The organism is Serratia sp. CY82433 (assembly GCF_052166535.1).
GTDB lineage: Bacteria > Pseudomonadota > Gammaproteobacteria > Enterobacterales > Enterobacteriaceae > Serratia > Serratia sarumanii.
The window spans coordinates 1510385-1523811 of record NZ_JBJNOR010000001.1; the positions used below are offsets into that span (position 1 = coordinate 1510385).

The following is a 13427-nucleotide window of genomic DNA, read 5'->3' on the forward strand; positions in this document are numbered from 1 at the left end:
TGAACTCTTTGCGTAAAAGGACCTTACGATGACCGAAGCGGCTCGCGTCGGCGATACCATCGGGCATTCCCATGCCCTGGCCGGCATGATTGCCGGCACGATTGTCGGCGGCCTGATCGCCGCCGCAGGCGCGGTGGCGGCGGGTGCGCTGTTCGTCGCCGGCCTGGCGGCTTCCTGTATCGGCGTTGGCGTGCTGCTCATCGGCGCCAGCCTGGCGGTGGGGTATCTCACCGGGGAGGCGGCCACCGCGGCGCGCGACGGCATTGCCGACGCCGGCGCCGGTAGCCTGACCCCCAAAGGCAATATCGTCACCGGCTCCCCCAACGTCTTCATCAACGGCAAACCCGCCGCGCTCGCCACCAACAGCCAGGTGGCCTGCAGCGACGACGGCCCGAGCATGCAGATGGCGCAGGGCTCCGACAAGGTCAGCATCAACGGCCAGCCCGCCTCGCGCGTGGGGGACAAAACCAACTGCGACGCGCAGGTGATGGAAGGTTCGCCCAACGTGTTTATCGGCGGCGGCACCGTCACCACCTTGCCGATCAAGCCCGAAGTGCCGGATTGGCTGTACAAGGTCTCTGACCTGACGCTGCTGTTCGCCGGCCTGGTGGGCGGCGTGGGCGGCGCCGCCGGCAAGCTGGGGGCGCTGGGCAAACTGCTGGGCAAGCTGCCCGGCATCAACAAGCTGGCGCGCATCGCCTGCCGCGCCGGCACCCTGATGACCGCCACCGCCGCCGTCGGCATTATCGCCCGGCCGGTGGATATCGTCAGCGGCCAGAAATTCCTCGACGGCGAAGACGATCTCGATTTCGTGCTGCCTTCGCGCCTGCCGGTCGCCTGGCAGCGCTATTGGCGCAGCGGCAACCCCGGCGACGGCGTACTGGGCCGCGGCTGGAACCTGTTCTGGGAGAGCAGCCTGCAGCCGTATCAGGACGGTCTGGTGTGGCGCGCGCCTTCCGGCGACTTCGTCGCTTTCCCCAGGGTGCCGCGCGGCCATAAAACCTACTGCGAAGCCGAAAAATGCTGGCTGATGCACAACGACGACGGCAGCTGGCAGCTGTTTGACGTCGGCGAACAGATTTTCCATTACCCGCCGCTGGCGGGCGACCAGCCGAGCCGGCTCAGCATGATCACCGACGCCATCGGCAACGCCACCTCGCTGTTTTACGACGACGAGGGGCTGCTGAGCGAACTGGTGGACAGCGCCGGGCAGCGCCTGATGTGCCGCTATGCGCAGGGCCGCCTGCGCGAAGTGGCGCTGCAAACCGCCGAAGGCGAACGGACGCTGGCGCGCTACGATTACGATGAGCAGGGCCAACTGACGACGGTGAGCAACCGTGCCGGAGAGGTAACGCGCCGCTTCGGCTGGCGCGACGGCCTGATGATCAGCCACCAGGACGCCGCCGGGCTGCTGAACGAATACCAATGGCAAGAGATTGACGGCGTGCCGCGCGTGACGGCCTACCGCAACAGCGCCGGAGAATCGCTGGAGTTCGGTTATGACTTCGCCGGTGGGCGCCGCAGCGCGGTGCGCGGCGACGGCAAGCGCGCGGAGTGGCGGCTGGATGACGACGACAATGTGGCGCAGTACACCGACTTCGACCAGCGCCGCTACGGTTTTATCTACCAACGCGGCGAACTGTGCAGCGTGCTGCTGCCCGGCGGCGCGCAGCGCCAGAGTGAATGGGATCCTTACGGCCGCCTGCTGTCGGAGACCGATCCGCTCGGCCGCGTCACTCGCTATCAATATTCGCGCAACAGCGGCCGGCTGTTCGCCGTCGCGTACCCGGACGGCAGCAGCGAAGCGCAGCACTGGGACACGCTGGGGCGCCCGACGCGCTATGTCGATGCGCTGGGCAACGCCACGCTGTACCGCTATCCGGATGACGAAGAGAGCCTGCCGGCCGGCGTGATCGACGCGCTGGGCGGGGAAGTGAAGCTGGAGTGGGACGCCCGCGGCCAGCTGACGCGCTACACCGACTGTTCCGGCAGCGTGACGGCTTATACCTACGATGCGCTGGGGCAACTGACGGCGCAGACCGATGCCGAAGGCCACCAGACGCGCTACCGGTGGGATAACGGCGGGCGCCTGCACACCCTGATCCACCCGGACGGCGGTGAAGAGCGCTTTAACTGGAATGCACACGGCCAGCTGGCCGAACATCAGGACGCGCTGGGCAGCCTGACCCGCTGGCAGTACAACGCCCTGGGGCTGCCGGTCAGCATCACCGACCGCATCAACCGCACCCGGCGCTATCACTACAGCCCGCAGGGTTGGCTGACGCGGCTGGAGAACGGCAACGGCGGCGAATACCGCTTCAGCTACGATGCGGTGGGCCGCGTGCTGGCCGAAGAGCGCCCGGACGACACCCGCCACTATTATCGCTACGGCGCGGCCGGGCTGCTGGAGGAGCACCGCGAGGTCGGCCTGCCTGGCAGCGCGGGTGAGCTGACGCAGCGCGAACAGCGCTTCCGCTTCGACGAGGCCGGGCAGCTGGTCTGGCGCGGCAACGCCAGCGCGGAATGGCATTACCGCTTCGACGCCATGGGGCGGCTGCGCGAGCTGAACCGCCTGCCGACGGCGAGCGGCGCGGCGCTGGGCATTGAGCCGGACAGCGTGCAGATGCGCTATGACGCCGCCGGGCGGCTGCTCGGCGAGCAGGGCGTGAACGGCGAGCTGCAATACCAGTGGGATGCGCTGGCCAACCTGCAGGCGCTGACGCTGCCGCAGGGCGATCGCCTGCAGTGGCTGTATTACGGCTCCGGCCACGCCAGCGCCATCAAATTCAACCAGCAGGTGGTGAGCGAGTTCACCCGCGATCGCCTGCATCGGGAGACCGGCCGCAGCCAGGGCGCGCTGCAGCAGCAGCGGCGTTACGACGCCATGGGCCGCCGCAGCTGGCAGAGCAGCGCCTTCGGCCACGACAAACTGACCCGGCCGGAAGACGGCGTGCTGTGGCGCGCCTATCGTTACACCGGCCGCGGCGAGTTGGCCGGGGTGAGCGACGCGCTGCGCGGCGAAGTGCACTACGGTTACGATGCCGAAGGCCGCTTGCTGCAACACCGCGAACCCAATCAGGGCAAACCGGGCGCGCGGCTGGTGTACGATTTGGCGGATAACCTGCTGGGCGAGCGCAGCCCGCAGAGCGACATCGACGCGCAACTGCCGCTGGCGCCGATCGCCGATAACCGGCTGACGCACTGGCAAAAACTGTTTTACCGTTACGACGCCTGGGGCAACCTGATCAGCCGGCGCAACGGCCTGTACGAACAGCACTACCGCTACGACGCCGACAACCGGCTGGTGCAGGCGCACGGCCGCGGCCCGCAGGGCGAGTTCGAAGCGCAGTACCATTACGACGCGCTGGGCCGCCGCAGCCGCAAGGCGGTGCGCTACAAGGGCAAAACCGAACAGACGACCCGTTTCCTGTGGCAAGGCTACCGGTTGCTGCAGGAGCAGCGCGACGACGGCAGCCGCCGCAGCTGGAGCTACGATCCGGCCAGCCCGTGGAGCCCACTGGCGGCGCTGGAGCAGGCGGGCGACAGCCGCTCGGCGGATATTTACTGGTATCACACCGATCTGAACAGCGCACCGCTGGAGGTGACCGACGCGGCGGGCAACCTGTGCTGGTCCGGGCAATACGACACCTTCGGCAAGCTGCAGGGCCAGACGGTGGCCGGCGCGGCGAAGCGGCAGGGCGCGCAATATCAGCAGCCGCTGCGCTACGCCGGGCAATATCAGGACGACGAAAGCGGCCTGCACTACAACCTGTTCCGCTACTACGAACCCGAGGTGGGGCGTTTCACCACGCAGGATCCGATAGGGCTGCGCGGCGGGTTGAACCTTTATAGATATGCTCCAAATCCTTTGGGATGGATAGATCCTCTAGGACTTAGTGGCTTAAATAGCCTTCAGCAACAAATTGATGAGATTCTATTGGAACATCTTCCTGCTATACAGAAGATAGATCCAAACGCAACCGTTGGATATAGAGGTAGCGCTGCAAGTGGAATAAGTAAGTCCCATGATCCTGCTATTGCTCGACCTATTAACATGAATGATTTCGATGTTGATGGATTTATTAAGTCGGATTACTTAGCGAGTTCACCTGAGTTTAGGAACAGACGCCGGGACGCATCTAAGCTTGAGGGGATGAAATCAATAGAGGAGTCTATCGATTCGAAGTTAAGGCAGAAATTCCCAGGGTTAAGAAATGAACCATTTGGGTTTAGAGTGTTCTACACCCATGAGTTAGATGATCTGGCTAGAAAAGGCGACGTCCAAAGAAGGTTAGGGCGTTTCGGATGTTCATGAAATGGAGAGTGGCTGTGAACGAGAATAGGCAATTAGGTATTTTATTATTGGAAGATATTCCATTTGATGAGCTGCTTATTAAACTGGAAAGGGCGTTTGGTGTTTCACTTCCTTGTGAAGATGATAAGGGGCGGTATGTGGCAAAAGCAGAACTAGAAGATTATAATATAGAGGTTATAGATAGAGTTGATAGGTTGGGGGATGTTCTTTGTGATGATAACCACGTGATCGACGTGAAAATAAAATCTAATGATTTTTTTAATCCAGACTTTGAGAGAAAAATAAAAAAAATACTAAGAGATGGAGGTGTGAAGTGGAAGGATGGAATTTGGACTAAGCTTCATAGGGATGAGGATTATAGAGTCGTCTATCCTGACTCTTAATATTCACGTTAACAATGTAACCATTTCTAAATCTGCGTTAGAGCCGGCAATTCTCAGTCGGTTCTAAATGTCTAGAATGAAAACTATCTAAAAGAGCAGGTTTGACAATTTTGAAATATCCATCCGTACACATTGATAAATAATTTAACATTACGGTGTCTAACATGATTGATTTTAACGCGAGGATTGTATCGGGTGTTTCTATAGGGAATGTCGTTATAAATGAAAATATTTCATTATATATTAATGAAATGCACTCCGGATTTAGCGTTAAGATTAAAAACTACTTTCTACCTGACGGGAGTGAGCGAAAGTCATATGCAGTCGATAATACCTTAACCGTCATAACTGATAAAGACGGTGTCATTTTGTCACTTGGATGTAATGCTCATTATCAAGGAGGCTACGATGGAATCATATTCCCCGGAATGAAAATAATAGATATAATCAAGCTGACGACATCACAGAAAATATACAATGGTTCAATCATTATTAATGATGACTTTGGTGTTTCGTTTATCCTCCCACCTCCATATGATGAGATCGCCGATGCGATAAACTATATTCCTGCTGGGGTGATAATAAACGAAATTTTCATATCTGATTTTTCATTCTGGCGTTAGCTTATGGAGTATATGAGTAAGTTTAGTGGGCATGTAATTAAATTTGGGGTGAGTGATATAGTTGTCACTGGCTACATAGCTTCGGATACGCCGCCGGTTTTTCACCCGATGTATGACAGGATTTACTTTATATCAGGTGAGGCTATTTTTGAGGTTTACATCGGTAATGATGGGATTGTTAATTCACGTTTAGTTGAAAACATCGTTCCATGGTTTGAGGTGGATGAGGATGATAAATTTTCCATGATGTCAATTTATTCCCAGTCATTTAAAACTGAGCAGGAGGTTAGCATAGTTGGAGTAAATTATAGTGACGATCCGTTCTCAGGGGTTTTCTTAAAATATAAGGCAGGTGACGATGAGCGGCTATTGTCTTTAGAATCAAATAATTTTTTCGGTTTTCTTATTTCATAGTTAAAAGGATTTCGAGATTATTGAATGCTAGTAGTTAATTGAAGCTTTGAGTTTTTTGATAGTGGTATTGAAAATTAGAGGGTTATTGTAAGTAACATGGTGATTGACTGTTATAAATAACTTATTCCATCTGTCGTAGGAGGAGGAAAGAACTGTGGAGTCCGATAAGAATTATTATAAAGGTACATGTGAACTCATTTCTGGTGAAGGGAGGATCTATACTGAGTTTAATGGCGATGTTGCAACAAGACAAATAACTATAATAAATGATTTGTATTATTCATCCTCATCTTTGGAAGATTGGCACGAAGATATAGGTTTTTTACTTTATGATGGTAAGAAAAGTGAGCTTGATCTTTCTGAGTCAGAGTTGATAACTAGTCTTGAATTTGAAAGTGAATGGAATAAGACGATCACCTCTGATGTTTTGAATGATTATGTCAGTTTTAGCTATGGTGATGCATCTATTACTTCGTCAAAATCTAAAATGATCATTCATATTGTGAATAACAAGGGTAAGTGGGGAAAAGGTTTTGTTGTTCCTCTATCAAAACGCTATCCAGCAGTAAAGGAAGAATATTTAAAGTGGTTCTCTGAAAAAAAGGATTTTTTTCTCGGGAATGTACAATTCATCTGTGTGAGCGAAAATGAGCGGATATATGTTGCAAATATGTTGGCTCAGGATGGACTAAAGAAAAGTAAAGATGATAATGCTCAATATGTTTCATATGAAGCACTTAAAGAATGTCTAAGTCTGGTTTCTGATTATGCATTAAAAGAAAGGCTTAGTATACAATTGCCTATGATTGGTGCAGGATTGGGAGGTGGTGATTGGGATGCTATTTTTTCTCTAATCAAAGAGCGCTTAGCAAGAAAGAAAATAAAATGCAACATCGTTAAATTAAGTTGAATGAGAGTGACATGAACTTCTATACTTTCAATAGCTTTACATTTGGCGATAACTTGATTTGTTTTCCCGATCCGAAATCAAGATTGTCCAGCTTTTTTATTTGGAATGAAGGTGATGGTAAGTTCCAATCCTACTCACTGCCAAAAGGGAAAATGCCAAGCGCTTTGAGTAGCGACATTTTTAATTTGCATGACTATTTTCCTGCCAGTCTCGGAATTCCAATTTTTTCAAAAAGAGCTAAGGCTGTATTTGAACGCAAGGTTTCGTCTGAGATGTTATTCTATGAATGTGCGGTAGAAAACGTAACTGAAACGATTTTTCTGTGTAAAGTGAATAATTATTTTCCAATTATTGATGAGGAAGCCTCGATGTTCAGAGAACTTGAAGATGGAAGCAAGCTCATTGATGTGCCTGCTTACAAGTGTGACAGGGAGTTCTTTATTGCTAGGGATAGCATCTATTGTGAAAGAATAATTGTCTCTCAGCAGTTTGTTGACCTATGTAATGAAGAACAGCTAAACATAGGCTTTGAGCGTTGCTAATTGACGTTCCCAGAAGATGCTCACCATCCTCTTATTCCTCCCCCCAAACTAAATACCCAATGTGCCATCAATCAGGGTGCGGCACTGCCCGCCGATCCAGGGTTCGCCGTCAATAAAGCGCACGCTCACGCGGCCATCTCGGTTCAGTTGGGTGCCCTGGCGCACCTGGTAGCCCTGTGCGGTCTGGCTGCCGTCGGGAAAGTGGTTGGCCTTCAATAAGCGCGCCAGGCAGGCGTTGGCGCTGCCGGTCACCGGATCTTCAATCAAGGCGCCGCATTCCACCATAAACGCGCGCATTTCGTAATCGGCCGGTTCGGTTGCGGAGCAGGCGCCATAAATCACCACGCCATCCACATTGCAAGACGTTTGCAGGCGTTTAATCGTGGCCTGATCCGGCGTCACCGCCAGGCAGGATTGTGCGTCCGGCAGGCGCACCATCAGCCAGCGAATGCCCATCTCGGCAATCACCGGCAGAGGGCTTGCTGCCATCACCGCGGGCCGTAAAGCGGCCATCAGCCGTTCTGTTTCCTCAGCCGCCATTGGGCGGAGCTCAACTTCGGGCGCGGCGAACGCCAATGTACCTTCCTGCTGGATATCGACCGCCACCAGGCCGACGCCGCATTCCTGCATCACCATCCCAGGCCGTTTAGGCGTCAAACCGGCTTCCAGCAGGGCGTGGGCGGTGCCCAGCGTTGGGTGGCCGGCGAAGGGCAGCTCTTTTTCGGTGGTGAAAATGCGCACCTTATAATCCGCCGCCGGGTGCGTCGGTTTAAGCACAAAGGTGGTTTCCGAAAGGTTGGTCCAACGGGCCAATGCCAGCATTTGCGCGCTGCTCAGCCCCTCGGCCTCCAGCACCACCGCCACGGGGTTGCCCTGCAGCGGCGTACGGGTAAACACGTCCACCTGTTTGTAGGCGCGGGGTGTCACATCATCACTTCTGAGCATTTGCCATCATCCGTTATCAACAAAACCTGATGATAACGATATTCGCCAATGGCTTCAAAGGGTTGAGTTTTGTTTCGCGATACCTGGCCGTCGCCATTTCAGCCCCGGCTTGGCGAACATCACCAGGTTGCCCAGTAGGATCAGGCACAGGCCCAGCACGGCGTTGAAGTGCCACTGATAGCCTTCGTAGATCGTTGAGATGGTCAGCGCTACCAGCGGGAACAGCAGGGTGCTGTAAGCCGCCGCGCCGGCGCCGATGCGGCCGAGCAGGCTGAAGTAGGCGGCGAAGGCGATCACCGACCCGAAAATCGCCAGGTACAGCAGGGAGCCGATATAGCGGCTGCTGAATTCGATCTGGAACGATGCGCCCTGCGCCAGGGCGATCAGTGCCATCAGCAGCGCGCCGTAGGTCATGGCGTAGGTGTTGGTGGAAAAGATATCCAGCCCGTGGCGCTGATGGCGCGTGCTGATCATGTTGCCCAGCGAGAAGCCGTAGGTGCCGAGCGCGCTCAGGCCGATGCCTTTGAGCAGCTCCGGCGCCATGCGGGTGGCGGCCAGATCTTGCCAAAACAGCGCCACGATGCCGGTCAAACCCAGCAGCGCCGCCGGCAGCAGGTTGGGGCTGGGACGCTGGCGGAAAAACAGCAGGCTGTTGAGGGCGTTGAACAGCACCGCCATCGAGAAGATCACCGATTCCAGCCCGCTGCTGATGTAGGCCGCCGCGTGGTAGAAGCAGAAGAAGTTGAAGCCGAACACGCAGCAGCCCTGCAGCACGCAGAACAGATGATCGCGCGGGGTGAGGCGGCGCAGGCGGCGCGTCAACAACAAGACGGCGAACATCACCGCGGCGGAAATGGCGAAGCGGTAAGCGATCGAGACGGGAATGGCCACCGGGCCTTCCTGTTGCAGGGTGATCGCAATCCAGGTGGTGCCCCAAATCAGCACCACGGCGAGGTACAACAGCGCATTCATTCTATTTGTTACTCCGAAAAAACCGATGGCGCAGTATCCGCTTTGGCGCGCGGCGGCGCTTGCAGCGCTTTGCGTCCAGTTGCATATTCTTGCGCTTTTTTTGCCAAAAGCGCGGGGCGGCGGCTGGTATGCGGCGGCGCCACTCTTTACACTGTCGGCATGTCGAACAACGGGGCCGGCGATGTCCAACTATCAGGCGTTTGAAACACTGCGTGAGCACAAGGCGCGGCTGCACGGCAGCGTGCTGCTGGGCACCGGCGTGGAGCTGGCCGCCTGGTCCAACTGCAACGATCGCGTCACGCAGGAAAGCGCCGACCACCATACCCTGAGCCTGTACGTCGCCGACGGCTATGAGTGCTACCAGCAGGTGCCGGGCGGCTGGCGCAACGGCGGCGGGCCGGATCGGTTCTGCATCATGCCGCGCCAATACGCCTCCACCTGGGACGTGCGCAGCGATCTGTCGTTCGTGCACCTGTATTGCACCGACGGGCATCTGCGGCAGCTGGCGGAGCAGACCTGGGATCGCAGCCCGGCGGCGATCAACGTAGAGCCGCGCAGCTTCGGCGAAGATCCGCAGATCACGCTGCTGTATCGCCAGTTTTTGCTCAACTGCGACTGGCGGGACAGCGCCAATCTGCTGGCGCTCAGCAGCGCGTCGAACCTGCTGATGTCGCATCTGATCCAGCGTTACAGCCAGCTGCAGTGGAAGCTGCCGCAGGCGCGCGGCGGCCTGGCGCCTGCGGTGGCCAGGCGGGTGCGGGAATATATCGAAAACCACCTCGATCGGCCTTTGCTGTTGGCGGATCTGGCGGCGCAGGCCGGGTTGAGCGAATACCATTTCGCCCGCATGTTCAAGCACGCCACCGGGCTGGCGCCGCACCAGTTTGTGATGCGCGCACGGCTGCAGCGGGCGGAACGGTTGCTGCGGCACAGCCAACAGCCGATCACCGAGATCGCGCTGGCGTGCGGCTTCAGTTCCGCCAGCCACTTTAGTAACCGCTTCAAGGCGGCCTATGGATTTGCTCCGCTGCAGGTGCGGCAGGGGCGCTAACCGGAAGGGAGTGCCGCATGGATCAACCATTTGCCGGGCTGGGCGTGTTGTTTGTCGCCGGATTCGGGCCCATCACGCGTGAGAGCGACGAGAGCAAGGCGTTTTATGTCGAGGCGCTGGGGCTGCCGCTCAAGCCGATGCCGGGCAACGAAACCTATCTGCTGTCGGAGCAAGGCGCGCTGGACGGCGTGAAGCATTTCGCCCTGTGGCCGCTGGCGCAGGCGGCGCAGTCCTGCTTTGGCGACGATCGCTGGCCGGCGGATCTCGCGCTGCCGCAGGCGTGGATCGAGTTCGACGTGGCCGACATGGCGGCCGCCACCCAGGGGCTGGTCGATCGCGGTTATCGGCTGTTGGTCGTCAACCGCGAAGAGCCGTGGGGGCAGAGCGTTACCCGTTTGCTCAGCCCGGAAGGGTTGCTGGTCGGCGTCACCTATACGCCCTGGCTGCGTTAAACGCGACGCCGTTCGCCGCCGCCTTTCGGGGGTGGGCGGCTTAAGAACAAATACGCATTAGCTTAAAGCGTTCTGCGCTATAGACCCATCAAATCTCCGAGCAGTTTCCCTTCCTGAAAGCAGAAATTCCGTTCATTGCGTAAAAACCAATGGCCAGAACGCGCTATTGCCATGCCATTCCGCGGCGATTTTTCGCCGTCTTTTTTCGCCGCCAGGTGCCTGATAGGAATAGAGATTATTCTTATATTTCTGCCCACTGCCAAGTGATGATAATGATTCTCGTTTTCAACCACGGAAAGGAGAAGGAACGATGAAAACAGTGAAGAGAACGGGCATCGCGCTGGCGATAGCCCTGACTTTCCCCCTCGCATTACCCGCCGCTACGGCGGCGCAACCCTCCCTGACTAACAGTAAGGCGGCAACGATGACGGAAAAACACGGGCAGTTCATTGCGGTCGGTAAAGTGGTGCAGGTGACCTTCGGCGATTTCGCCTTCAAGCTGGATTTTACCGATGACAAGACCATGACCTTCACCGGTATCGGCGAGGCGTCGCAGGGCATCACCGACACCGTGCAGTACACCGCGGTGGAGATCCGGCCAAAGGTCTATATGGTCTATTGGCATGAGCCGCAGTCCGGCGACAACGTGACGCATATCGAGGACTTTGAGCGCGGCGAGGTGTACACCAACATCGCCGCCAAGGATGGCAGCTTTACCCATCTGAAAGGGCAGCTGAAAATCGTAGGTCACTCAGGAAAATAAGGAGCAGTTATGAAAAAGGCATTGATCACCTGTGCGATCGTCGGCGGCTTGCTGGCGAGTTACCCGGCGCTGTCAACGGATCAGGCGGCGTCTGACAAATCGGCCGGCAAAGGCGGTCATCATCATGCGCAGCAGAAGCTGAAGGTGGTGGAAGATCTATACGCGGGCTTTTTCAATCGCCACGACATCGGCGTGGCGCAGAAGCTGATTGTGGAAAACTACAAGCAGCATAACCCGTTCGTCGGCGACGGCATCAAGCCGTTCCTGGATTTCTTCAGCCAGACCTTTAAAGACAATCCGCAGTACAGCGCCAAAATATACCGCAGCGCGGTCAACGGCGATTTGGTCTATGTTCACGTCAAATACCAAAATAACCCGCAGGATCGCGGCACTGCCAGCGTGGATATTTACCGGGTGAACGATCAGGGGAAAATCACCGAGCATTGGGACGTCAATCAGGATGTGCCGGAAAAATCGGCCAACGACAATACCATGTTCTGATCCGCAAGGGCCGCTGCGGCGGCCCTCAACACGCCCGCAACACTTTATTTACTTACATAAATACCAAACGATCGCCGCGTCGAGTAGGCTACGGCCGCCTTTGGCAGTGGTGGCACGGTTGATGGGCGTCATTGTCCCGCCACTGCTTGAGGCGTTTCCCCACATTCCCCGTTATCCCGCGCGTTGACTCTCCACTTTTTTGAACTGATGGCGCAGCTGCAGCGCATTGCAAAGCACCAACACCGCCGTCACGGCGAACACCCAGCGGAACCCCATCATCGCCGAAATGCCCGACCCCAGCAGCGGGCCAACCACGTTGCCCAGGTACATAAAGGATTGGTTATAGCCGAAGATGCGCCCGGTCACCTGATCGGAGGAATACTTCAGCAGCAGCGCCTGCACCGCCGGCATCAGCGCGCCGTCGGCGAAGCCGAGCAGGAAACGCAGAATGCCCAGCTGCAGCGGCGTATTGACCCAGGCCATCACGGCGAACAGGCCGGTGGTGAACAGCAGCGCGGCGATCAGGATGCGCGCGGTGCCGATGCGATCGCCGAGCCGCCCGAGGCGCGGCGCCGAGATCAGCGCTGCAATGCCGGGCACGGCGGCGATCATGCCGCTGACAAAGGCGATATTGCTGACGTCGCCGGACAGCTCGCGAATGAACAGCGTCAGGATCGGGCTGATGGACGAGTTGGCCAGCTGGATCATCAGGGTGCAAACGAACAGGGTGAGGATCAGCGTCGGATAGGGCAGCGAACGGAACACCGCCTTGCCGCTCAGCTGATCCGCTTTTTTCACCGTGATGCGCCGCTCTTTAATCAGGAACAGCGTCACCAGGAAGCTGACGAACATCAGCCCGGCGGTGACGAAAAACACTACCCGCAGCCCCAGATGGTCGGCCATCAGCCCGCCCAGCAGCGGCCCGGCGATCACGCCGGAGATCTGCCCGGTAGAAAGCGTGCCCAGCGCCCAGCCGCTTTTATCGCGCGGCACCTGCGAGGCGACCAGCGCCATGGCGTTGGGAATATAGCCGGACGTCAGCCCCATCAGGGCGCGCAGTGCGAACAGCTGCCAGACGTTGGTGGCCAGCCCCTGCAGCGCGATGACGATCGCCATGCCCAGCGAGGCGCGCAGCAGCATCAGCTTGCGGCCTTTGCGGTCGGCCAGGCTGCCCCACAGCGGCGATACCACCGCCGAGACCAAAAAGGTGCCGCTGAACACCAGCCCGGACCACAGGCTGAGGGATTGGTGATCGCTGACGCCGAGCTGTTCGACGTACAGCGGCAGAAAAGGGAGGATTTGGCTCATCGCCAGCCCGGTGAAGAAACACCCGAGCCAGACCGAGATCAGATTGACTTTCCACGCTTCCATCGGCTTACCGTACCACGTTGAATAAGGAGGGATTTATTGAGCAAAATAATAATAACACTGCAAATTAATCGGCGAGAGGCAATGCGTGAGCAAACGTAACCCTGCCGACGCAGTGTCTTTTTGCTATATATTAATAGCTATATTATCATAGGTAATTGGGTTAAGCCAGAGCCGCGCGATCCGGC

General features: G+C 56.7%; 13 protein-coding genes. 10 read left to right on the top strand and 3 right to left on the bottom strand.

Annotation, left to right across the window (positions count from 1 at the left end):
* The first annotated feature begins 28 nt into the window (after positions 1-28).
* The 6 genes from ACJ8PI_RS07515 (at position 29) to ACJ8PI_RS07540 (ending at position 7187) form a co-directional block, all read left to right on the top strand.
* Positions 29-4315, top strand: coding sequence for an RHS repeat-associated core domain-containing protein (locus ACJ8PI_RS07515; RefSeq protein ID WP_164134252.1), 4287 nt, complete (start codon positions 29-31; stop codon positions 4313-4315).
* Positions 4306-4698, top strand: coding sequence for a hypothetical protein (locus ACJ8PI_RS07520; protein WP_164134251.1), 393 nt, complete (start codon positions 4306-4308; stop codon positions 4696-4698). Before ACJ8PI_RS07515 ends, ACJ8PI_RS07520 begins: the two co-directional genes overlap by 10 nt.
* Positions 4699-4862: 164 nt before the next feature.
* A complete protein-coding gene (locus ACJ8PI_RS07525) occupies positions 4863-5321 on the top strand; it encodes a hypothetical protein (protein ID WP_164134250.1) in 459 nt (152 codons plus the stop codon).
* 12 nt (positions 5322-5333) lie between these two features.
* Positions 5334-5735, top strand: a complete 402-nt coding sequence (locus tag ACJ8PI_RS07530) for a hypothetical protein (RefSeq protein ID WP_230202050.1) — start codon at positions 5334-5336, stop codon at positions 5733-5735.
* A gap of 154 nt (positions 5736-5889) precedes the next feature.
* Positions 5890-6645, top strand: coding sequence for a macro domain-containing protein (locus ACJ8PI_RS07535; RefSeq protein WP_164134249.1), 756 nt, complete (start codon positions 5890-5892; stop codon positions 6643-6645).
* 11 nt (positions 6646-6656) lie between these two features.
* The gene (locus ACJ8PI_RS07540; protein WP_164134248.1) at positions 6657-7187 is read left to right on the top strand and encodes a hypothetical protein; all 531 of its coding nucleotides are present in this window, start codon (positions 6657-6659) and stop codon (positions 7185-7187) included.
* A 48-nt stretch (positions 7188-7235) separates the two neighbouring features.
* Here the strand turns inward: ACJ8PI_RS07540 and ACJ8PI_RS07545 are convergent, their stop codons facing one another.
* The gene (locus tag ACJ8PI_RS07545; protein WP_039566209.1) at positions 7236-8132 is read right to left on the bottom strand and encodes a PhzF family phenazine biosynthesis protein; all 897 of its coding nucleotides are present in this window, start codon (positions 8130-8132) and stop codon (positions 7236-7238) included.
* Between the two features lie 54 nt (positions 8133-8186).
* Entirely contained in the window at positions 8187-9104 is a 918-nt protein-coding gene (locus tag ACJ8PI_RS07550; protein WP_060452669.1) for a DMT family transporter, read from the bottom strand.
* Between the two features lie 181 nt (positions 9105-9285).
* On the opposite strand from ACJ8PI_RS07550, the gene ACJ8PI_RS07555 reads away from it, so the two are divergent.
* The 4 genes from ACJ8PI_RS07555 (at position 9286) to ACJ8PI_RS07570 (ending at position 11871) form a co-directional block, all read left to right on the top strand.
* A complete protein-coding gene (locus ACJ8PI_RS07555; protein WP_033634491.1) occupies positions 9286-10155 on the top strand; it encodes a helix-turn-helix domain-containing protein in 870 nt (289 codons plus the stop codon).
* A gap of 17 nt (positions 10156-10172) precedes the next feature.
* Positions 10173-10607 carry a glyoxalase/bleomycin resistance/dioxygenase family protein gene (locus ACJ8PI_RS07560; protein ID WP_060430171.1) on the top strand — a complete coding sequence of 145 codons (435 nt, stop codon included), beginning with the start codon at positions 10173-10175 and terminating at the stop codon, positions 10605-10607.
* A 310-nt stretch (positions 10608-10917) separates the two neighbouring features.
* On the top strand, positions 10918-11370 hold the full coding sequence (locus ACJ8PI_RS07565; RefSeq protein WP_204275775.1) for a MoaF-related domain-containing protein: 453 nt from the start codon (positions 10918-10920) through the stop codon (positions 11368-11370).
* A 9-nt stretch (positions 11371-11379) separates the two neighbouring features.
* Positions 11380-11871, top strand: a complete 492-nt coding sequence (locus ACJ8PI_RS07570; RefSeq protein WP_060452668.1) for a nuclear transport factor 2 family protein — start codon at positions 11380-11382, stop codon at positions 11869-11871.
* A gap of 171 nt (positions 11872-12042) precedes the next feature.
* Here ACJ8PI_RS07570 and ACJ8PI_RS07575 read toward each other — a convergent pair whose 3' ends face one another.
* A complete protein-coding gene (locus ACJ8PI_RS07575) occupies positions 12043-13242 on the bottom strand; it encodes a multidrug efflux MFS transporter (RefSeq protein WP_039566203.1) in 1200 nt (399 codons plus the stop codon).
* Positions 13243-13427 lie beyond the last annotated feature (185 nt).